Here is a 22,228-nt window from a genome sequence, read left to right as displayed (position 1 = left end):
GCCGCCCACCGACGTTTTTCCGCACGTCGCCTGAGGATCAGGCGTCTGCGCCTTCGCCGACGGCATCGACTACCCGGCGGAGGAGGTCCAGGCGCGCTTTGGCGTCGGACGGTGACGGAGAGGCGGCCAGACCGCAGGCCGGCGTGATGACTACCTGCTTGAGCAGCTCGGGATCGAGACCGAGCTCTCGCCAACGACGGATCAGGGGGTCCGCGGCCTGCTCGGGATTCGGCAGGGCGCCCGTCGTGGGGACCAGACCTGCGTAGAGGGTGGTGCCAGCTTCTACCGCGATCGCGATCTGTTCCCAGCCAGGCTCGGTCAGGAGCGAGACGTCCACTGCGACTCCGGTGGCGCCGGCTTTGGTGAAGACCTCGATGGGCGGGCGGGCGGCACAGCAGTGGATCACTGTGGGTGCTGTCGTGGTCACCAGACTCAACAGCTCAACCGCACCGGGACCGTCGACCGAGCGGTGCTTGCTCCAACCGGATGCCGTCGGGATGGCTCCGGCGAGTACGGCGGGGAGGGCCGGCTCATCCAGTTGTACGACGAGGTCCGCGCCCGGCACGCGACGTCGTACCTCGGCGACGTGATCCGACAGACCCAACGCCAGCGCCTCGGCCAGGTCGCGGCGGGCGCCGTGGTCGGCCAGGATCTTGTCACCGCGCGGAAGCTCGACCGTGGCCGCCAGCGTCCACGGACCGGTGAGCTGCAGCTTGAGCGGCCCGGTGTAGCCGTCCGCCAGCTCTTCGAGTACGTCGAGATCCTCGGCGAGCAGGGACCGCGCCCGCCGCTGGTCCATGCTCGCCCGCGGATCACTCCCACCGGTGAGCCGCCATCCGGCCGGCTGCAGGTCCGCGGCCAGTTCAGTCAGTACGGCGATCGCCCGGCTGAGCATGTCGCCGTACGGCCGCGCCGGAAGCTCAGCGAGAAACGGGATGTCGACCGCCTCGAGCAGCACCTTCGTCCACTCGCGAATGTCGTCCCCGGGTAGTGATCCCAGACCAGTAGTGGTCATGGGGCCTCCCGGCCTGGACTGAGGAGCGGCGGGAGCGAAGCGACCAGAGCGACGAGGGAAGGCCGGGAGTCACAGCCCCATGACCCTGCCGGCGCCGAAGGCCCGGCCAAAAGCACCGTCATACGCCAGCAGTTACGCGCTGAACGGTGTCGATGGTGGCGGACCCGATCACCCGCGTTCCGTCGTACAGCACTACTGCCTGGCCGGGTGCGACCGCGGAGGTCGGCTGGTCGAAGCTGACCTCGACCTGGTCGTCGTCGAGGCGGGCCGTGACCGCGACCTCCTCGCCGTGGGCGCGGAGCTGGGCCTTGGCCTGCAGTTCCTGGGTCGGCGCCGGGCCGCACCAGCGGGGCTTGGACGCGGTCAGGTGCGAGACGGCCAGCTCCTCGCGGGAGCCGACCGTGACGGTCCGGTCCACCGGCGAGATGTCCAGCACGAAGCGCGGCTTGCCGTCGGCGGCCGGCGTACCGATCCGCAGGCCCTTGCGCTGGCCGATGGTGAAGCCGTGGGTGCCGTGGTGCTCGCCGAGCTTGTTGCCCTGCGCATCGACGATGTCACCGGGCGCCTCGCCGAGCTGCGCGCTGAGGAACCCTTCGGTGTTGCCGTCGGCAATGAAGCAGATGTCGTGGCTGTCCGGCTTGGCCGCCACCGACAGCCCGCGCCGCTCGGCCTCCGCCCGGACCTCGGTCTTGACCGTGTCGCCAAGCGGGAAGAACGCGTGCGCGAGCTGCTGCTGGGTGAGAACGCCGAGAACGTAGGACTGGTCCTTCGCCGGGTCGACTGCCCGGTGGAGTTCACGCCCATCGGCGGTGTCCACGATCCGCGCGTAGTGACCGGTCGCGACCGCGTCGAAACCGAGCGCGAGCGCCCGCTCCAGTACGGCGCTGAACTTGACCTTCTCGTTGCACCGCAGACACGGGTTCGGCGTCCGGCCGGCGGCGTACTCCGCGACGAAGTCCTCGACCACGTCCGCATGGAACCGCTCGGCCAGATCCCAGACGTAGAACGGGATGCCGATCACGTCCGCGGCCCGGCGGGCGTCGCGGGAGTCCTCGATCGTGCAGCAGCCGCGGGCGCCGCTGCGGTACGACTGCGGGTTCCGGCTCAGGGCCAGGTGCACTCCGGTCACGTCGTGCCCGGCCTCGGCCATCCGCACCGCCGCGACCGCGGAGTCCACTCCGCCGGACATGGCTGCGAGTACCCGCATCAGCTGTTCCTTCCCACGTTCTGCAGGCCGGCGGACTTCGCCCGCTCCACGACCGGCCCGATGTTCTCCAGTACGGCGTCGATGTCGGCGCGCGTACTCGTGTGCCCGAGGGTGAACCGGAGCGAGCCGCGGGCCCGCTGGTCGTCGTACCCCATCGCCAGCAGCACATGACTCGGCTCGGCGACGCCGGCGTTGCACGCGGACCCGGTCGAGACCTCGATGCCGCGTGCGTCGAGCAGCAGCAACAGCGAGTCGCCCTCGCAGTCGCTGAAGGACAAGTGTGCGTTACCGGGCAAGCGGCCGACCGGGTCGCCCGACAACTGCGCGCCCTCGACCGTGCTGGTGATGCCGTCGATCAGCGCGTCCCGTAGCTCGGTGAGCCGGCGCGCCTCGTCGGCCTGGTGCTTGATCGCGTGCTCCACCGCCACCGCGAAACCAGCGGTCGCAGGGGTGTCCAGCGTGCCGGACCGGACGTCGCGCTCCTGTCCCCCGCCGTGCAGGATCGGCGTCAGCTTCGTCTCCTTGTGGACGACGAGCGCACCGATCCCGTACGGACCGCCGATCTTGTGCGCGGACACCGTCATCGCGTCCACACCGAGCTCACTGAAGTCCACCGGCACCTGTCCGATCGCCTGGACCGCGTCGGTGTGCACAGGTACGCCGTACTGCTGGGCGAGCTCGGCGACCTCACGGATCGGCTGGAGCGTCCCGACCTCGTTGTTGGCCATCATCAGCGTGATGAACGACACGGACTCCGGGTCGCTCTCGATAGCCCGGCGTACGTCGTCCGGACGCACCCGCCCGAGCTCGTCGACCGGAAGCCACTCGATCTCGGCGTGCTCGTGCTGACCGAGCCAGATGGCCGGGTCGAGGACGGCGTGGTGCTCGATGCCGCTCAGCAGGATCCGGCGCCGGCGTGGGTCCTCGGCCAGGCGGGACCACCACAGGCCCTTGAGCGCGAGGTTGTCCGCCTCGGTGCCGCCGGAGGTGAACACCACCTCACTCGGCTGGGCTCCCAGCGCCGCGGCGATGGTTTCGCGGGATTCCTCGACCGTACGCCGGGCGCACCGGCCAGACCCGTGCAGGGACGACGCGTTGCCGGTCCGCGCGAGGTGATAGGTCATCGCCTCGATCGCGTCCGGGAGCATCGGCGTCGTCGCCGCGTGGTCCAGGTACACCGTTTGGCGCTCGGAAGCAGTCATATCGGTTTCAAGAGTATGTCCGCCGCGGATGTTCCCGCTCATCCGGTCAGCAGGCGGAGCGTGTGAGCCTGCTCGAACGCGGCCCCGATCCGCCCAAACCGGGCCGCAGCCTCCGCCAGCGCGTCCTGGTCCCCGTGGAGTCGGCCGGTGGCGCGGAGGAGTACGGCGTCCGCCCAGGCGTTCTCTGTGACCGCGCTCTCGACGTACTGCGCGGCGTCCGGGAGGCCCGCCACAACGGCCAACTCAGCACCGGCGGCCCGCGCATACGGAACCCACCACGGCTCCGGAAACTCGGCCAGCGCGCGCTCCACCAGACCGGCGACCGCAGCCGTAGGTACGGCGGTGTCGTGGTGGTGGATGGCTAGGCGGGCGTCTACGAAGGCGGCTGGGGCGGCCAGGCCTGGGTCGTCGGTTGCGTCGTTCACCTGGGCGATCTCCAGGGCCCGGTGCTGCCAGAGTGCGTCCAGGCCGGTGCCGAGGAGTCCGTGGGCCAGGGCTGCGGTTGCCGCGGCCGATGCCATCCAGGCCCGCGGCGGGCACCCGGCCGCGCGCCAGCCGTTCCACATCAGCTCGGCCGCCTGTACCGCCTCGTCGAGCCGGCCGCAGAGCGCGAAGGCCCGGACCTTCCGCGGCGCAGTGATGTACGGGTGCCCGTGCACCGGATCATCGGTCAGCAGCGCCAGCCGGACCGCCTCGTTCAGCTCACCAGCAGCGATGGCAGCAGTAGATCCGGCGTGGAACGCATCCACGATCTCAGCCACCGCACGCGGGTCATGCTCCGGCAGAGTCGCCGCCAAAGCCAGCCGCTCCTGCGCGGCCGCGTTCGCATCCCGAAAGCGACCAGCCGCGCCAACCGCCGTCCCATACGCGTCGAGCGCACTCATCAGCTCCAGCGTCGCGTCCGCCTGCCGCGCGGCCTCGACAGCCCTTTCCGCCGCCGGAATGTCGAACCGCGCGGCCCAGGCCCGAGCCACAAGCACTGGAACGCTGTCGCCACCCACAGCAAGCAGACTGGCGCCCCTGTCCGCCGGGACCGCGGCCGTACGGGTCATCTCATAGCGGTTGAGAATGGTGACCGCATACGCCGCCGCGTCCTGATTGCCATCACCCGCAGCCCGCATCATCAACTGGTACGCCTCGTCGCCCTCCGCAACGACCATGGCCGCATCCGCCGCGTCACGCAGGTCGTCGTACCGCTCCGCGGCGTCGGCAGCGTTCGCCGCAGCCGTCAGGTAGTGCTCACGCGCCTCAACGAACCGTTTCCGCGCAAACGTCAGATGCGCCACCCGGCGAACAAGGCCGTGCGCAACCTTCGGACCACTGACGGCAGCGCGCAGATCCGGTGTCACCTGATCGAACTCGGTCTGCCACTCCTGACCTGCTTCGAGCCGCTCCCCCAGGTCCTCCGCAATCGCCTCAGCCCAAGCCACGTGCAGCGCAGCGACCTCGTCGTACTCAGCACTGAGCTCGTCCAGCGCGTAGGCCCGGACCGTCTCGAGCATCCGCCAGCGGCTGGTCCCAGCAAGTTGGCTGCGGTGCAGCAGGCTCTTGTCGGTCAGCCGACCCAGGAGGTCACTCAGCTCGCTTTTCGAACTCGCAGGCGTCACACCAGCAGCCGCAGCCAGGTCAAACCCACCGACGAACACTCCAAGCCGCCGAAACAACCGCCGCTCGTCCTCATCCAGCAGGTTGTAACTCCAGCCAATCACCCGAGCCAACGAGTTGTGCCGCTCGTTCGGCCCACGTCCCCCAGACAGCAGCCGCAGCCGGTCATCAAGTGCCGCCAGCAGACCATCCGGTCCCAGTGACCCAGCCCGAGCCGCAGCAAGCTCGATCGCCAGCGGTACGCCGTCCAGCTCAGCGCACACCTTCTCCGCGAGCTTGGTGTCGTCCGCCAACTCCGGCGCGACCAGTGCAGCCCGGTCGCGAAATAGCTGCTCCGCCTCGACACCCAACGGCAGCGGCCCGAGCTGCACAGGCCGCTCCCCCGCCACACCGAGTCGTTCACGACTGGTCACTAGTACTGCGGTTTCCGTCGCCTCAGTGAGGATGCGGGCGACCAGACCGGCCACGTCGTCCAGCAGGTGCTCGCAGTTGTCCAGGACAAGCAGCGTCCGGCCGCGCCTGAGTTTCTCGAGTACTGCGTCCGTCAGCGTCTGCGGTGGCTGCTCAGTGAGCTGGAGTGCTTCAGCGACAGCAGCGACGACGAAGCCGGGCCGCACCGGCACCAGATCGACGACAGCACCGCCGTACGGGTAGTTGTCGGCGACCTCGGCGGCGGTGTGGAGCGCCAGGCGAGTCTTGCCGACTCCTCCGGGTCCGAGGAGGCTGACCAGCCGGTTGCTACCCAGTGCTCGGGTCAGGTCTGCCCGGTCCTGCTCACGGCCGACAAACGTCGTACCCGGACCAGTGGGCGTGCTGAAGCCTTCCGGTTGCGAGTCGGCCAGGGCTGCGAGCTCATGCCGGTCAGCGACGCCGTACTTGCGCAGCAGGGACGAGATGTGGCTCTCGACCGTCCGGACGCTGATCTGGAGCCGGCGGGCGATCTGGGCGTTCGAGCGGTCACCAGCTAGTGCCGTGAGTACTTCGGCCTCCCGAGCCGACACGTCCTTCGGAGCAGCCATTGGCCCATCATGCGGGATCCGTGGTCCTTCCGTGGTCAGCACGGAGGACTTTCCGTGCTGACCGAGCCGAGGCTGGAGGCACAAACTTCGTTGATGGGAGAAGGCCATGGGACAGGTACTGCTGGACATCTCGGTGTCGCTCGACGGGTTCGTCACCGGGCCGGGCGCGGACGTCGCGTTCGGACTCGGGATCGGCGGCGAGCCGCTGCACGACTGGATCACCGGCGAGCAGACCGACGCCGACCGCGAGGCGCTGGCGCGGACGAACACCAACATCGGCGCCGTGCTGATGGGACGGCGGACGTTCGACGTCATCGACGGGCCGCACGGCTGGAGTGCGGACGGGTTCAGCGGCGAGCGGCCGGGGATCTTCGTGGTCACGTCGCACCGGCCGAGCCGGGTGCGGCTGGACGGCTGGTTCGAGTTCGTGCCGGACGGGATCGCCGCAGCGCTCAAGCTCGCTCAGGACGCAGCAGGTGAACGCGACGTGATGATCATGGGCGGCGGGAACCTGTGCCGCCAGTATCTGTACGCCGGCCTGGTGGACGAGCTGCGGCTCCACGTGGCGCCGATCGTGCTCGGGGACGGGACTCCGCTGTTCGAGCGGACCACGCTGACTCCGTTCCGGCTCGTCCCGCGAGAGACCGTGAGTACACCGAACGCAACGCACCTGACGTACAGCGTGGAGCAGTGATGACACAGGAGATCCTCGACCAGCGCGCAGCAGTGGTCATCGAAGCCAACAAGTACCTGACCCTCGGTACCGTCGACGCCGACGGGCTGCCCTGGGTGACGCCGGTCTACTTCACCCCGGACGGGCACAAGGCGTTCTACTGGGCGTCTTCGCCGGATGCAGTGCACTCGCGCAACCTCACCGACCGGCCTGCTGTCAGCATCGCCATCTTCGACTCAAGCGTGCGGATCGGCGGCGCGTCGGCCGTCTACTTCCGCGCGCACGCCGAACTGGTTCCCGACGACGAGCTGGAGCAGTCCGCCACCCTCTTCGCCTCCCGCTACCCAGAACTGCGCAGCTACACGGCAGACGAGCTCCGCACGGACCTGCGTCTCTACCGAGCCCGTCCTACCGCCCACTGGCTGCTGGTCCGGGGCAGCGACCCCGACTACGGCACCGGACTCGACTCGCGGCGACCGGTCTGGATCTGACTGCTTCGTCCAACCGGACGAAAACCGATCTGCCCGTTGTGCACCAGCACCAATACCGGCGCGGTCGCCGCGCCTAGCGTCGGTGCATGGCGACTCTGAGCGAGATCGAGACGTGGCTACAAGACCGGCTGGCGACGCTGCTCGCCGAGCATCAGGTCCCCGGTGCGGCGGTCGGCGTACTGCTCGGTGGTGAGGTGATCGACCACGCGGCCGGCGTACTGAGCAAGTCGACCGGAGTCGAGACGACCACCGAGTCGGTGTTCCAGATCGGGTCGATCACCAAGGTCTGGACGACGACGCTGGTCATGCAGCTGGTCGACGAGGGCAAGCTCGACCTCGACCAGCCGATCCGCTCGTACCTGCCCGAGTTCACCATCGCGGACGAGGCCGCGGCGGCCGCCATCACCACGCGGCAGCTGCTCTGCCACACCGCCGGGTTCGAGGGCGACATCTTCAACGAGACGGGCAAGGGCGACGACGCCGTCGAGAAGTTCGTCGCCACCTTGGCCACCACCACGCAGCTCTTCCCGCCGGGCGAGATGTTCTCCTACAACAACGCGGGCTTCGCAGTCCTGGGCCGACTGGTCGAGGTACTGCGCGGCACGCCGTACGACGCCGCGCTGCGAGAACACGTCTTCACGCCGCTCGGCCTGGCCCACGCCGCAACCGATCCGTACGAAGCGATCCTGCACCGGGCCGCCGTCGGGCACATCCGCCCGGAGGCCGACGCCGCGCCCGTCCCCGCGCCGATGTGGGCGATGACCCGCGGCATGGCTCCGGCCGGCGCCATGCTCGCCATGAGCGCGCGTGACCTGCTCGCCTTCGCCAAGCTGCACCTCGACTCCGGCACAGCAGCCGACGGTACGGCGGTGCTCGGCGCAGCGAGCGTCAAGGCCATGCAGGAACCGCAGGTCAAGCTGCCCGCGCTCGGCATGATGGGTGAGTCATGGGGGCTCGGGTGGGAGCTGTTCGACTGGAACGGCACCAAGGTGATCGGCCACGACGGCGGCACCATCGGCCAGAACGCCTTCCTGCGCGTGGTTCCCGAGCACGGGCTCGCGGTCGCATTGCTGACCAACGGTGGCGACACGATCGAGGTCTACAAGGCTGTCATCGGCCACCTGGTAGAGGAGCTCGCCGGACTGACCCTGCCGCCGATGCCTACCCCACCGGCCGAGCCGGTCCCGGTGGACGTCGAGCGGGTCCTCGGCACCTACAGCTGCGAGGTCGCCGACATCACCATCCGTCAGGACGACGACAAGAAGATCTGGCTCGACATGACGCCCAAGGGCATCTTCACCGAGCTCGGTCCGAAGCCCGACCCGGTCCAGCTGGTCGGCCGCGACGAGCTCAGCCTGATCGCCCTCGAGGCCGAAAACGGCATGCACCAGCCACATGTCTTCGTCGGTGACGACGGCTCCGGCCGTGCCCTGTACCTGCACAGCGGCCGCGCCTTGCGCCGCGCAGCGGTCTGAATCCGGAGGCATGATGCGATTCGTACGTACCGCCGTCACGGCCGGAGTCCTGGCCACCGGACTGGTGCTGTCCGCCTGCAGCTCGGGCGATCCGACCGCGAGCACCGGCCAGCCGGCCGAGGGCAAGACAATGACCATGGCGATCAGCGCCGACCCCGGCAACCTCGACCCGCAGTTCACCTCGTTGTCGGTCACCATGCAGGTCGACTGGTTCCTGTACGACTCGTTGGTCGGCATCGGCCCGGACGGCAAGCAGGTGTCCGGTCTCGCGGACAAGTTCGAGGGCAACAGCACCACCGCGAAGTACACGCTGCGCAAGGGCGTCACCTGCTCGGACGGCAGCCCGCTGACGGCGAGCACGGTCGCGCAGAACATCAACTTCGTCGGCGACCCGGCCAACAAATCCACGCGGATCGGTGTCTTCGTCCCAGCAGGTGCGAAGGCCACAGCGGACGACGCGACCGGCACGGTGACCGTGACAGCCGCCGCACCGGACGCCTTCCTGGTCCGCAACGTCGGTGGCCTGCACATCGTGTGCAGCAAGGGGATGAAGGACCGCAGCATCCTGAAGCAGGCGTCTGACGGCACCGGCATGTACACGGTGGCGGAAGCCGTCCCCGGTGACCACTACACGCTCACCCGGCGCAAGGAGTACGCGTGGGGGCCGGGCGACTTCAAGCAGGGTCAGGCCGGTCTACCGGACAAGGTCGTACTGAAGGTCGTCAGCAACGAGACCACTGCAGCCAACCTGCTGCTCTCCGGGCAGGTCAACATCGTCGCGGTCGCCGGACCCGACAAGCAGCGGCTGCAGGCTCAGAAGATCTTCCAGAAGGAGGCCGGCACCCCGCTCGGCGAGCTCTGGTTCAACCAGAAGCCCGGTCTGCCCACCGCGGACCTCGCAGTCCGCAAGGCCCTCACCCAGGCCGTCGACCTGACTCAGCTCGGCAAGGTGATTACCAGTGGCACCGGTACGCCGACCACCCGGTTGGTTGCCCCTGGCATGGGTCCGTGCTCTGAAGACACCGTCACCGGCAACCTGCCCAGCCATGACCTGGACGCTGCCAAGGCAGCTCTCGACGCGGCCGGCTGGCAGGTCGGCGCCGGCGGCATCCGCCAGAAGGCCGGCACGAAACTGTCGCTGGTCTTCTACTACCCGACCAGCCTCGGTCCGACCCTGCAGTCCGGCGCAGAGCTGATCCAGAAGGCCTGGAGCGACCTGGGTGTGGACGTCTCCCTCAAAGCCGTCTCCACTGCCGAGATCAGTACGGTCGTCCTGGCCGGTCAGGGCACCTGGCACGCGGGCCTGATCCCGCTGACCGTGTCCCTGCCCAGCCAGCTGGTCAGCTTCCTCTCCGGCACGACTCCGCCGAACGGCAGCAACTTCTCCTCCATCAAGAACCCGGAGTACGACGCCGCCGTACAGAAGGCTGCTGCCATCCCCGGTGCCGATGGCTGCCCTGACTGGGCGACGGCAGAGCGGGCTCTGTTCAAGCAGGTCAATCTGGTGCCGTTCGTGAACTCGACCGTACCGATCTTCGGCAAGGGCGCGAGCTTCGAGCTGAGCGAAGGCAGCGTGATGCCGTCGTCGATCCGGATGCAGGGGTGAGCCGGTGACGACGACCGTCAGCGCTCCGGTCCTGACCACTCATCCATGGCTCGCTTTCGCCGTACGACGGCTGGGGAGGCTGGCCGGTTCGGTACTGATCCTGGTCAGCGCCGCGTTCCTGATGATCCACCTGATCCCCGGCGACCCGGTCCGCGGAGCACTCGGACCTGCTGCCGCACAGAGCCTTGTCGACGCCCAGCGTGCCTCGCTGGGCCTCGACAACCCGCTCTGGCAGCAGTACGTCGACTTCCTGCACCACCTGGTCACCGGCAACCTCGGTACGTCGATCACGACCGGACTACCTGTCTCCGACGTGATCCGGGACCGGCTGCCGGCCACGGTCGAGCTGGCCGTCGCTGCGTTCCTGGTGGCGATGCTGATCGCAGTACCGCTCGGCCTGGCGATGGGCGTCCTCACTCGCGGCGGTCGGCGGCCACGCGCTGAGCTGGGCTTCACCTCGACCGCTGTGGTGCTCGCCGCGATTCCCGAGTTCCTGTTGGCGGTTGGGCTCGTCTACATCTTCGCGGTGACGTTGCACTGGTTCCCGGTCGCAGGTCGCGGCAGCGTCGCGTCGTACGTGCTGCCGGTGCTGTCACTGGCCATCGGTCCGGCTGCAGTACTCGCGCGGATCTGCCGCGTCGAGCTGCTGGCTGTACTGCAAACGGACTACCTGCGTACTGCGCGCGCCAAGCGACTACCGGCCGCGGCTGTGTACCTGCGGCACGCTCTGCCGAACGCAGCGACCGCCACGATCACAGTGGGCGGTCTGCTGCTCGGTGGCATGGTCGCCGGGACCGTACTGGTCGAGAACGTCTTCGGCTGGCCCGGCCTCGGCAGCACGATCGTGTCCTCGATCATCGCCAAGGACTACCCGCTGGTGCAGGGAGTCGTCTTGGTGTACGGCGTCGGCGTACTCCTGGTGAACCTGGCCGTCGACGTGATCCTCGCCCTGCTCGACCCCCGATCGACCATCCGGGAGAGCTGATGCGGACGAGATGGATCGCCGTACTGCGGACTCCGGTGGGAGCCGGCGCCGGCCTGCTACTGCTCGGCGTACTGCTGCTCGCCGTATTCGCCCCTGTCCTCTGGTCGCACCAGGCGAACGCGATCGACACCGACCACCTGCTGCAGGGCTCATCGGCACAACACTGGCTCGGCACCGACAACCTCGGCCGGGACATCTTCTACCGAGTGCTCGTCGCATCCCGTACGTCGATTCTGCTGGCACTGCTCGCAACGGCGATCGCAGTGGTCACCGGACTCGCTCTGGGCAGCGCACCAGCGATCCTGGGCAAGCGCGGCGGCCGGGCCGCGATCGCCGTGGTGAACATCGCAGTCGCCTTTCCCGGACTGCTGCTCGCGCTGTTCTTCGCCGTTGTCTTCGGAGTGGGCGCGAAGGGCGCAGTACTGGCGATTGGCTTCGCGGGTGCGCCTTCGTTCGCCCGCCTGACGCAGACGCTGGTCGCCGGAGTCGCGGAGCGAGACTTCATTGCCGCTGCGCGGATCGCCGGTGTTGGCCGGTTCCGGATGCTCGTTCGGCACATCCTGCCGAACATCGCCGAACCGTTGGTGGTCAACGCGACCATCGGCGCCGGCGGCACTTTGCTCGCTTTCGCAGGGCTCTCGTTCATCGGGCTCGGTGTGCAACCACCGGCGTACGACTGGGGCCGGATGCTGGGCGAGAGCCTCAGCGGCATCTACGTGCACCCAGCCGCGGCGCTGGCACCTGGTGTCGCGGTTGTCATCGCCGGGCTCGCATTCAACCTCTTCGGTGAGGCGGTCGCCAAGGGTCTCGGTGTCCAGGTGCCGAGGGCACGGTGGACCAGCCGGACACCGGAGGCGGTCCCAGCGCGCGACAGCGATGCCGTGCTGGTGGTTGAGGATCTGCAGGTCAGCTTCCCGGGGCCGGTCACGCCGGTCCGTGGTGTCAGCTTCACGATTCGCAAGGGCGAGATCGTTGGCCTGGTTGGCGAATCCGGCTCAGGGAAGAGCCTGACGGCACTAGCGGTGGCCCAGTTGATCGAGCCGCCCGGCCAGGTCACTGCGGCGGAGTTGTCGTTCCTTGGTGCTCCCCTGCTCGGCCGGCTACCGGTGCGCAGTACTGCGGCGACCCGGCGACGTCTGCTCGGTACGTCGTTCGCCATGGTCTTCCAGGACCCGATGACCTCGTTCAACCCGACCAAGCGGATCGGCGTACAGCTGGCCGAGGGAGCACGTGAGCATCAGGGTCTCAGCCGCCGTGCTGCCATGAACCGGGCCATCGACCGTCTGCGGGCAGTCCGGGTCCCGGCCGCGGAGCGCCGCGCGCATCAGTACCCACACGAGTTCTCCGGCGGCATGCGGCAACGCGCCATGATCGGCATGGGCCTGATGGGTACGCCGGCACTGATCGTCGCCGACGAGCCGACCACCGCCCTGGACGTCACCGTGCAGCGGCAGGTACTGCGTTTGCTGGAGACGATCCGGTCCGAGGACGACGTCGCCGTACTACTGATCAGCCACGACATCAGCGTCGTCGCAGAGATCTGCGACCGCGTCCTGGTGATGTACGCCGGACGTGTCGTCGAGGACCTCCCCGCGACCGAATTGGCCACCGGGGCTCGGCACCCGTACACGCGGGCGTTGCTGGCCGCCGTACCCGATCTGGACACCGCACTCGACGAACCGCTGGCGGTGATCCCGGGACGTCCGGTGGACCCGGCGCGGTTGCCGGACGGCTGTGCGTTCGCGGCCCGGTGTTCGTTCGCGTCGGATCGCTGTCGAACGGAGGATCCGGTGCTGGTGGACCAGGTGGCATGCTGGCATCCGCAGGCGCAGGCTGAGTACTCGAGCTTCCGGACGGGGCAGCGATGAGCGAACTGCGTTTCGACGACGTGACGGTCCGGTTCGGCCGGGGCGGTCGCGCACTGACTGCCGTCGACGGGGTCGATCTGACCGTGCCGTCGGGTCAGGTGGTCGGGCTGGTCGGTGAGTCGGGGTCGGGCAAGTCGACGCTGGCACGCGCAGCAGTCGGGCTGGCCGAACCGGCGGGCGGGCAGATCTTGCTGGACGGCGTACCGCTGCGGCATCGGCCAGGGGCGCGGCGTCCGTTGCAGATGGTGTTCCAGGATCCGTACTCCTCACTGGATCCACGGATGACCGTCGGCGACTCGATTGCGGAGGCGATGCCCAGGGGCGCTCGCCGGCGTGACGAGGTGGTTCGGTTGCTCGAGCTCGTCGGGCTGGACGCTGACCGCGTCTCGGCGTACCCGGGTGCGTTGTCGGGTGGTCAACGCCAACGGGTCGCAATCGCGCGGGCCGTCGCCGGTCAGCCGGACGTGCTGATTGCCGACGAGATCACCTCCGCGCTCGACGTGTCGATCCAGGGCACGGTGCTGAATCTCGTCCGTACGCTGCAACGCGAGCTGCGGTTGTCGATGCTGTTCATCTCGCACAACCTGGCCGTGGTGCGCTACGTGAGCGACATCGTGGCGGTCATGTACCTCGGCCGGATCGTCGAGGTCGGACCGGCTCGCGACGTCCTCGGCAACCCGCAACACCCTTACACCAAAGAGCTTCTGGCCGCGGCGCCGCGGCGCGGGTCGACCGCGCTGCCGCCACCGGACGCGGTCGCCGATGCAGAGCCTGCAGATCCACACCATCCGCCGGCGGGCTGCCGGTTCCACCCGAGGTGCCCGGTCGGTCCGCTAATCCGGACCGACCGCGAGCACTGCCTGACCCTCGATCCCACCACTGAGGCCGACCATCGTCTGCACCGCGCCGCCTGCCACCATGCGGCCGGCGTACTGCGGGCTGTCGGCTCGAACCCGCCTGTGCTCATGGAACTCAAGGAGGACTCCCTGTGACCCGACGTCTGCGCATCGACGACCTGACCGAGCTCGCCGTACCCGAGCAGCCGGTGCTCTCGCCGGACGGCACTCAGCTCGTCTACGTCCTGCGGACCACCGACAAGAAGGCCGACCGTACAGTGCGGACCCTGTGGCGGACCGCTGCCTCCGGCGGCACGCCGCAGCAGCTGACCCGCGGCGAGGCGGACACGTCGCCTGTCTGGTCGCCGGACGGGTCGCAGCTGGCGTTCCTGCGGGCCAAGGACGGACCGGCGCAGATCTGGCTGCTACCGGCAGCAGGTGGCGAGCCGGAGCAGCTCACCACGCTGGCGATGGGAGCTGGAACACCGCAGTGGAGTCCTGACGGGACGCGGATCGCTTTCTCGGCTCCTGTCGACAATGCCGCGCCGAGCGATGCTGAGGCACCGATCGTCACGGAGCGGCTGGACTACCAGGCTGACGGCGCGGGCTGGCTGCGGACGATCCGCAAGCACCTCCACGTCCTCGACCTGGACACAAAGGAGTGCCGCCAGGCCACCGAGGGAGACTGGCACGCCGGCGACCCGGCCTGGTCGCCCGACGGGTCTCAGCTGGCCTTCGGAGCAGCCACGGCTCCAGACGCCGATCTGACTCCGACAGCTCCTGCTTACTTGCTAGACGCAACGGATGCCAAGGCAAAGCCACGGTTGGCCGGCCTCGCTGACGGTCTGACCGGTTCGGTGACCTGGACTGCGGACGGCAGCGCACTACTGATCGTTGGCATGCAGACTGGCCCAGTCGGTCACGCCGGTCTGCTGCGGCTCTCCTTGGACAGCGGTGACGTGGTGAACCTGGCGGCTCCACTTGACCGCAACGTGATGGCCGGCGGACCTGGGTACCCGGGTGCCACGCCTGCTCTCGTGGACGAGGGTCGCACTGTCCTCTTCTGTGTCCGAGACCGCGGGTGCTCGCATCTGTACTCCGTCCCCGTTGACGGCGGCACACCTCAGCACGTGCTGGGCGAAGCGGGACAGGTTGTGTCCGGGCTCTCCGTCGCCGCTGGTGTGGCGACGGTCGCCCTGAGCACCCCGACATCGTTCGGTGAGATCGTCACGGTGGATCTGGCCAGCGGTACGGCGACCCCGCGGACGACGTACGGCGTCGATGTGGAGCACTTCGTCCCGGTCGAGCGCGAGTTCACGGTCTCCGATGGGACTGTGGTGTCCGGCTGGCTGATCCGGGACCCTGCCACCGAAGGCCCTCAGCCGCTGCTGCTGGACATCCACGGTGGTCCCCACAACGCGTGGAACGCCTCTGCGGATCCTGTGCATCTCTACCACCAGGAGCTCGCAGGCCGCGGCTGGACCGTACTGCTGATGAACCCCCGCGGCAGCGACGGGTACGGCGAGGAGTTCTTCAACGCAGCCCTCGGAGCCTGGGGTACTGCGGATGCACGCGACTTCCTCGAGCCGCTGGACGAACTGGTTGCCGACGGCACCGCTGATCCCGACCGGCTGGCCGTATCCGGCTACAGCTACGGCGGGTTCATGACCTGCTACCTGACCAGCCGCGACAACCGGTTCAAGGCCGCGGTCACCGGCGGCGTGGTCAGCGACCTGAACAGCATGGCCGGCACGTCGGACATGGGCCACTTCCTCGACGTGTACGAGCTGAACAGTGCGAGTGACTACAGCGCCATGTCGCCGTTCGCCGAGGTCAGCAAGGTGACGACGCCCACGCTGATCCTGCAGGGCGACGCCGACGTACGCTGCCCGGTCGGACAGGCCCAGCAGTGGCACACCGCGCTCCGCGAGAACGGCGTACCGAGTCAGCTTGTGCTGTACCCGGAGGCCAGCCACCTGTTCATCCTGGAAGGCCGTCCGTCTCATCGCCTCGACTTCAACCGTCGCATCGTCAACTGGGTCGAGCAGTACGCCGGTGATGCGAGCGGTCCGCGTCGGGCAGGGATCGACGCGGCGCACTGGCAGCGTCGACTGAGCACGCTGGCCGCGCGGCACGGCGTACCGGGTGCAACCCTGGGAATCCTGCAGGTACGGCCCGGAGGAGAGGACGAGCTGGTTGAGGCGGCGACCGGCGTACTGAACAAGGACACCGGTGTCGCAGTGACCACCAACTCGGTCTTCCAGATCGGGTCCATGTCGAAGGTCTGGACGGCGACTCTCGCGCTCCAGCTCGTTGACGAGGGTCTGCTCGACCTGGACGCTCCGATCGTGCAGGTACTACCCGAGCTGCAGCTGGGCGACCCGGACGTCGCGAAGCAGGTGACGATGCGGCACCTACTCACCCACACCAGTGGGATCGACGGCGATGTCTTCACCGACACAGGTCGCGGCGACGACTGTCTGGAGAAGTACGTCGACCTGCTGGCGGACGTCGTACAGAACCATCCGCTCGGCGCCACGTGGTCGTACTGCAACTCTGGCTTCTCGCTGGCCGGACGCGTGATCGAGAAGCTCACCGGGGGCACCTGGGACCAGGCGCTGCGGGACCGCATCATTACGCCGCTCGGCCTGCAGAACACGGTCACGCTGCCGGAGGAGGCGCTGCTCCGGCTGGCCGCCGTCGGTCACGTCAGCGAGGGCGAGGAGGAGCCGAAGCGGGCAACGATCTGGGGACTCCCCCGTTCGCTCGGTCCGGCCGGCCTGATCACGTCGACCGTGGCGGACGCGCTGGCGTTCGCACGGCTCCACCTGAACGGCGGAGTCGCGCCGGACGGCACCCGGGTGCTCAGTGAGGCGTCGGTTGCCGCGATGGCCGAGCAGCATGCAGAGCTGCCGGACAAGTACTCGCTCGGCGACTCGTGGGGGCCTGGGCTGGATCCGGTTCGGATGGGACGGCCGGCGGCTGATTGGCCACGACGGCAACACGATCGGCCAGTCTGCGTTCCTTCGGGTGCTGCCGGACGAGGGGCTGGCCGTGACTCTGCTGACGAACGGCGGTCACGCACGCGACCTGTACGAGGACCTCTACCGGGAGATCTTCGGTGAGCTGGCCGGCGTCACGATGCCCATGCCGCTGACTCCGCCCGCGGAGCCTCCGGTGGTCGACGCCCGTCGCCACATCGGGCGGTACGAGCGGGCGGGCACGGTTCAGGAGATTCTGATCGACGACGAAGGCCCGCTGCTGCGGATGACGATCACCGGACCGTTGGCCGAGCTGCTGCCCGATCCGACCGAAGAGCTGCGCATGACGCCGGTCGACGAGTCAGGTGACCTATTCGTGGTCCGGCAGCCTGGGGCGCTCACCTGGACTCCGGTGACGTTCTACGGGCTGCCGACCGGGGAGAAGTACATGCACTTCGGAGTACGTGCTACGCCGAAGGTCAGCGGATGAACGAGTTGATGCTCACCGACCTCGAGACGTTGGTGACCTGCGAGTCGCCGTCGGGCGATCCGGCCGCGGTGGCACGCAGTGCCGATGTTGTTGCCCGACTCGGAGCGGAACGGCTCGGGTGCGAGCCGGAGTACATCGTCGTCGACGGTTGCACGCACCTCCGCTGGGTGCTGGGCGCGGGACAGGTGCTCGTGCTCGCGCATCACGACACGGTCTGGCCGATCGGCTCGCTGGCCACGCATCCGTTTCGGGTCGAGGACGGAGTACTGCGTGGGCCGGGGTGCTTCGATATGAAGGCCGGGCTGGTGATGGCGATGCATGCGATCTCCGCGTTGCCTTCGGCAAATGTGACGCTGCTGGTGACCGGCGACGAGGAGCTCGGATCGCCGTCGTCGCGGGAGCTGATTGAGACTGAAGCGGCCGGGTGTTCGGCCGCTCTGGTGCTCGAGGCGTCGGCGGACGGCGGTGCTCTGAAGCTGGAGCGAAAGGGCGTGTCGGTCTACGAAGTCCGGATCACCGGACGCGCGGCCCATGCCGGACTCGAGCCGGAGCTCGGGGTCAACGCCTCGATCGAAGCGGCCCACCAGGTACTTGCCGTCAGCAACCTTGGCGATCCGGTCCTGGGGACGACGGTCACGCCGTCCGTCCTGACCTCGGGGACCACGCGGAACACGGTCCCTGCCGCCGGATCGTTCTTCGTCGATGCCCGGGCGTGGACCGTCGAGGAGCAGCTTCGAGTGGACAAGGCGATGCATGCGTTGCGGCCGGTGCTGCCCGGGAGTTCGCTCGAAGTCATCGGCGGACCGAACCGGCCGCCGCTGGAACGCAAGATGTCCGAGGAACTGTACGCACGGGCTTCCCGCATCGCCGCGGACCTGGGGCAACCGCCACTGCGCTCGGTGGCAGTAGGCGGCGGGTCCGACGGCAACTTCACCGCCGGCATCGGTACGCCGACCCTCGACGGATTGGGCGCTGTCGGCGGAGGCGCCCACGCCGATGACGAGCACGTCCTAGTAGCCGAGCTCGAACCCCGGACCGCGCTACTGACTGCGCTCATCGCGGACCTCTTGGACACGCCATGACAATCGATCTCGGCCTGTCGATCGCGGTCGCTACGGAGGCCGGTCTCGCGGCGGCGACTGCGGCCCGGGTGCAGGTGCGTGAGTTGCGGGAGCTGGCGGAGCTCGATGCGGTCTATCGGCTGTACGACTCGATCTGGCGGCCGGACCCGAAGAATCCACCGGTGACAACCGAACTGCTGCGGGCGTTGACGAAAGCCGGCAACTACGTCGGCGGGGCGTACGACGGCGACGAGCTGATCGGCGCCTGTGTCGGGTTCTTCTCGGCGCCGGCCGAGGTCGCGATGCACAGCCACGTGGCCGGGGTGTCCGGGTTGGCTCGCGGCCGGAACGTCGGGTTCGCACTCAAGCTGCACCAGCGGGCCTGGGCCCTGCGCCGAGGGGTCTCGACGATTGCGTGGACGTTCGACCCGCTGATCCGGCGGAACGCGTACTTCAACGTGGCCAAGCTCGCGGCGCAACCGGCGGAGTACCTGACGAACTTCTACGGCGACATGCGGGACGGGATCAACAGCGGTGACGACACCGATCGGCTGCTGGTGCGGTGGGAGCTGGATTCTCCGGCCGTCGCTGCCGCCGCGGCCCGGCGGTCTCTGACTACGGACGTGAAGCAGATGCCTGGGGCAACGGTCGCGTTGGCCTGCGGCGAGGACGGTCGTCCCCAGGACGGCTCCAAAGGAAGTGGCGGGCCGGTGCTGGTCGGCGTACCGCCTGATGTCGAAGGGTTGCGGCGTACCGATCCGGGGGCCGCGAAGGCGTGGCGGACTGCGTTGCGGGAGGTGCTGGGTGGGTTGCTGGCGGACGGAGCTGTGGTGACTGGGTTCGACCGGTCCGGGTGGTACGTACTCGAGAAGGGACAAGCGGGATGAAGCTGACCGGAGTCGAGTTGCGGCGGATCTCGATGCCGTTGGTGTCGCCGTTCCGGACCTCGTTCGGTACGGAGACCACGCGGGACGTGCTGCTCGTGCGGGCCGTGAGTACCGAGGCCGAAGGCTGGGGCGAGTGCGTCGCGATGAGCGGGCCGCTCTACTCCTCGGAGTACGTCGATGCGGCGGCCGACGTACTGCGGCGATTCTTCGTGCCGGCTCTGGCTGCGGTGGAGTCCGCGGTGGAGGTCGGGCCGGCGTTGAGCCGGTTCCACGGGCATCGGATGGCCAAGGCTGCGGTCGAGACCGCCGTACTCGATGCGGAGTTGCGGGCCGAGAACCGGACGCTGGCCCGTGAACTGGGGGCGGTGCACGATCGAGTGCCGTGCGGCGTGTCGGTCGGGATCATGGACTCGGTCGGCGAGTTGCTGGATGCCGTTGGCAAGTATCTCGACCAGGGGTACCTGCGGATCAAGCTCAAGATCCAGCCAGGGTGGGATATCGAGCCGATTCGCGCCGTACGCGAGCAGTTCGGCGACATCCTGCTGCAGGTCGACGCCAACACGGCGTACACGCTGGCCGACGCGCGGCACCTGGCTCGTCTCGATACCTTCAACCTGCTGCTGATCGAGCAGCCGCTCGACGAGGAGGACATACTCGGGCACGCAGACCTGGCCCGGCAGATCGACACCCCGGTCTGTCTGGACGAGTCGATCACCTCGGCCCGCGCCGCGGCCGCCGCAATCCGGCTCGGTGCCTGCGCGATCGTCAACATCAAGCCGGGCCGCGTCGGTGGCTACCTGGAAGCCCGGCGGATCCACGACGTCTGCCTCGCCAACGACATCCCCGTCTGGTGCGGCGGCATGCTCGAAACCGGTATCGGCCGAGCCGCGAATATCGCGCTGGCGGCGCTGCCCGGCTTCACCCTCCCCGGCGACACGTCGGCCTCCGACCGCTACTACCGGACCGACATCACCCCGCCGTTCGTCCTCGACGACGGCGAGCTCCCGGTCCCGACCTCCCCCGGCATCGGCATCGACCCGCTGGAGGCCGAACTGGAGGCGGTGACCACCAGCACCGAATGGCTACCGCTCTGAGGACCTAGTCTGAGGACACGGGAGGTGACCATTGACGAATCGACCGCGGGCCAGCCTGGGCCGGGTGCTGGACGACCTCGGCGCGACCTTGCTGGAGCTCGTCCACGGTGACCCCGACGGACCGGCGGAGATCGGCGGGATCGTCATCCACGATCCGCTCGACGAGCCGGTCCTTCCCTCGCACGCGCTCGTCCTCGGCGTGGCCCTCCACGAGCCGACGGCCATCGCCGAGGTACTGCGTGATCTCGGGCGTCAAGAGGCAGCCGGCCTGGTCGTACGCTCGCCGATCACGGACGGCGAGAAGCTCGCCGAGGCGGTGGCCGAGTCCGGGGTCGCTCTGCTCGCGCTGACCCGGGGCGCTTCGTGGGACCAACTCGCCGTACTGCTGCGATCGCTTCTCGCCGACGGTGACGTCGGTGTCGCCGAGCCGGAAACGCTTGGTGGCATGCCGTCCGGCGATCTGTTCGCTCTCGCCAACGCGACCGCCGCGCTGCTCGACGCGCCGGTCACGATCGAGGACCGCAGCTCCCGCGTGCTCGCGTTCTCCGGTCGGCAGGACGAGGCCGACACTGCCCGGGTCGAGACCGTCCTCGGCCGCCAGGTGCCGCAGCGGTACTCGCGCCTGCTGACGGAGTACGGCATCTTCCGCGAGCTGTACCGCACCGACCGACCGGTCCACGTTCCGCCGTTGCCCTCCACCGGGGACGATTTCACCATCCCGCGGGTGGCTGTCGCGGTCCGCGCCGGCGACGAGATCCTCGGCTCGATCTGGGCCGCCGTCCGCGACCCGCTCACCGCCGAACGCTCCCAAGCCCTCTGCGATGCCGCGAAATTAGTTGCCCTGCACATGCTTCGGATCCGCGCCGGAGCCGACGTCGAACGCCGTCTGCGCGCCGACCTGGTCAGCACCGCGCTCGAAGGCGGAGCCGGCGCCCGGGCAGCCCTCGACCGCCTCGGCCTGGCCGACCAACACGTCGTCGTACTCGCGCTAGGAATCATCGAATCCGCCGACACCGACGACTCGCTCTTCAGTACGGCGGGGCTCGCCGGCGAATCGCTCGTCAGCCAGGCCGGACTCGCCGGAGAGCGGCAGCGACTGGCGGACGCGTTCGCCATGCATCTGGGCGCAGTGCATCCGCGGGCCGCGGCCGCGCTGGTCGGTGATATCGCCTACGGGCTGGTGCCGGTTCGCCCGGACCGGACCGACGGCGAGGAGCGCGCCGTACGGATCGGCAAGCACTTCCTCGAACGGATCGGCGACCGGGTCACGGCCAGCATCGGCGTCGGACCTGTTGTCGCCGAGGCGGCCAATCTCCCCACCGCCCGAGCAGGCGCCGACCGCGCCCTTCGAGTACTGCGTACTGGCCGCGGAACCGCACGTGTCGCCCGGCTTGCCGACGTCCACGTCGACACGCTCCTGCTCGAACTCCGCGACCTGATCGAGGCACGCGGTGACGAACCGACCGGGCCCATCGCGCGGCTCGTCGCGTACGACCGCCAGCACCACACCGATCTGGTCGAGACCCTGCGAGCCTGGCTCGACGCGTTCGGCGACGTCGCGGCCGCAGCAGCCGCCGTCTACGTCCACCCCAACACCTTCCGCTACCGCCTCCGCCGCCTGGCCGAAGTCGGCGGACTCGACCTGGACGACCCCGACTCCCGCTTCGCCGCCATGCTCCAACTCCGCGTCGTGGCCCCACCGCATCGCTCGCAGTGACCCGCCGACACGCCAT

Annotated in this window: 16 protein-coding genes and 2 pseudogenes; 14 read left to right on the top strand and 4 right to left on the bottom strand. The window is 68.8% G+C overall.

Annotated features, from left to right (window positions below; all coding sequences use genetic code 11):
* Nucleotides 1–37: 37 nt before the first annotated feature.
* The 4 genes from EV650_RS38845 to EV650_RS38830 form a co-directional block, all read right to left on the bottom strand.
* Nucleotides 38–1,015 (bottom strand): uroporphyrinogen decarboxylase/cobalamine-independent methonine synthase family protein, encoded by a 978-nt coding sequence (locus EV650_RS38845; protein WP_134124235.1) that lies wholly within the window; start codon nucleotides 1,013–1,015, stop codon nucleotides 38–40.
* A 118-nt stretch (nucleotides 1,016–1,133) separates the two neighbouring features.
* Nucleotides 1,134–2,222 (bottom strand): tRNA 2-thiouridine(34) synthase MnmA, encoded by a 1,089-nt coding sequence (gene mnmA, locus EV650_RS38840; RefSeq protein ID WP_134124234.1) that lies wholly within the window; start codon nucleotides 2,220–2,222, stop codon nucleotides 1,134–1,136.
* Entirely contained in the window at nucleotides 2,222–3,424 is a 1,203-nt protein-coding gene (locus EV650_RS38835) for a cysteine desulfurase family protein (RefSeq protein WP_134124233.1), read from the bottom strand. Before EV650_RS38835 ends, mnmA begins: the two co-directional genes overlap by 1 nt.
* Nucleotides 3,425–3,462: 38 nt before the next feature.
* Complete coding sequence (locus EV650_RS38830; protein WP_166678428.1) at nucleotides 3,463–6,048, bottom strand: ATP-binding protein; 2,586 nt, start codon at nucleotides 6,046–6,048, stop codon at nucleotides 3,463–3,465.
* Between the two features lie 106 nt (nucleotides 6,049–6,154).
* Between EV650_RS38830 and EV650_RS38825 the strand changes: the two genes are divergently transcribed.
* From EV650_RS38825 to EV650_RS38770, 14 genes and pseudogenes are all read left to right on the top strand, one after another.
* A complete protein-coding gene (locus EV650_RS38825; protein WP_134124231.1) occupies nucleotides 6,155–6,742 on the top strand; it encodes a dihydrofolate reductase family protein in 588 nt (195 codons plus the stop codon).
* Nucleotides 6,742–7,212, top strand: a complete 471-nt coding sequence (locus tag EV650_RS38820; protein ID WP_134124230.1) for a pyridoxamine 5'-phosphate oxidase family protein — start codon at nucleotides 6,742–6,744, stop codon at nucleotides 7,210–7,212. Before EV650_RS38825 ends, EV650_RS38820 begins: the two co-directional genes overlap by 1 nt.
* Before the next feature lie 86 nt (nucleotides 7,213–7,298).
* Nucleotides 7,299–8,687: a serine hydrolase domain-containing protein gene (locus EV650_RS38815; RefSeq protein ID WP_134124229.1), complete on the top strand. Its 1,389-nt coding sequence runs from the start codon at nucleotides 7,299–7,301 to the stop codon at nucleotides 8,685–8,687.
* A 13-nt stretch (nucleotides 8,688–8,700) separates the two neighbouring features.
* Complete coding sequence (locus EV650_RS38810; RefSeq protein ID WP_134124228.1) at nucleotides 8,701–10,293, top strand: ABC transporter substrate-binding protein; 1,593 nt, start codon at nucleotides 8,701–8,703, stop codon at nucleotides 10,291–10,293.
* 4 nt (nucleotides 10,294–10,297) lie between these two features.
* Entirely contained in the window at nucleotides 10,298–11,278 is a 981-nt protein-coding gene (locus tag EV650_RS38805) for an ABC transporter permease (RefSeq protein WP_134124227.1), read from the top strand.
* Complete coding sequence (locus tag EV650_RS38800) at nucleotides 11,278–13,146, top strand: dipeptide/oligopeptide/nickel ABC transporter permease/ATP-binding protein (protein ID WP_202875318.1); 1,869 nt, start codon at nucleotides 11,278–11,280, stop codon at nucleotides 13,144–13,146. Before EV650_RS38805 ends, EV650_RS38800 begins: the two co-directional genes overlap by 1 nt.
* A complete protein-coding gene (locus EV650_RS38795) occupies nucleotides 13,143–14,138 on the top strand; it encodes an ABC transporter ATP-binding protein (RefSeq protein WP_134124225.1) in 996 nt (331 codons plus the stop codon). Before EV650_RS38800 ends, EV650_RS38795 begins: the two co-directional genes overlap by 4 nt.
* A 314-nt stretch (nucleotides 14,139–14,452) precedes the next feature.
* Nucleotides 14,453–16,828: pseudogene (locus EV650_RS41550) on the top strand (serine hydrolase); the annotation flags it as partial.
* A gap of 55 nt (nucleotides 16,829–16,883) precedes the next feature.
* Nucleotides 16,884–17,018 (top strand): annotated as a pseudogene (locus EV650_RS41260) (hypothetical protein); the annotation flags it as partial.
* An 18-nt stretch (nucleotides 17,019–17,036) separates the two neighbouring features.
* Nucleotides 17,037–17,453 carry a hypothetical protein gene (locus EV650_RS41255; protein WP_238174790.1) on the top strand — a complete coding sequence of 139 codons (417 nt, stop codon included), beginning with the start codon at nucleotides 17,037–17,039 and terminating at the stop codon, nucleotides 17,451–17,453.
* Nucleotides 17,450–18,535, top strand: a complete 1,086-nt coding sequence (locus tag EV650_RS38785) for a M20 family metallopeptidase (protein ID WP_134124224.1) — start codon at nucleotides 17,450–17,452, stop codon at nucleotides 18,533–18,535. Before EV650_RS41255 ends, EV650_RS38785 begins: the two co-directional genes overlap by 4 nt.
* Entirely contained in the window at nucleotides 18,532–19,401 is an 870-nt protein-coding gene (locus tag EV650_RS38780) for a GNAT family N-acetyltransferase (protein WP_134124223.1), read from the top strand. Before EV650_RS38785 ends, EV650_RS38780 begins: the two co-directional genes overlap by 4 nt.
* Complete coding sequence (gene menC, locus EV650_RS38775; RefSeq protein ID WP_134124222.1) at nucleotides 19,398–20,495, top strand: o-succinylbenzoate synthase; 1,098 nt, start codon at nucleotides 19,398–19,400, stop codon at nucleotides 20,493–20,495. The genes EV650_RS38780 and menC overlap by 4 nt, the downstream gene beginning before the upstream one ends.
* A 31-nt stretch (nucleotides 20,496–20,526) precedes the next feature.
* Complete coding sequence (locus EV650_RS38770; RefSeq protein WP_134124221.1) at nucleotides 20,527–22,212, top strand: PucR family transcriptional regulator; 1,686 nt, start codon at nucleotides 20,527–20,529, stop codon at nucleotides 22,210–22,212.
* The last annotated feature ends 16 nt before the right edge of the window (nucleotides 22,213–22,228 follow it).

Source organism: Kribbella kalugense (assembly GCF_004365875.1).
In the GTDB taxonomy this organism is placed as follows: Bacteria; Actinomycetota; Actinomycetes; order Propionibacteriales; family Kribbellaceae; genus Kribbella; species Kribbella kalugense.
The sequence above is the reverse complement of the archived record's forward strand: the minus strand, read 5'-3'. Positions and strand labels throughout refer to the sequence as shown.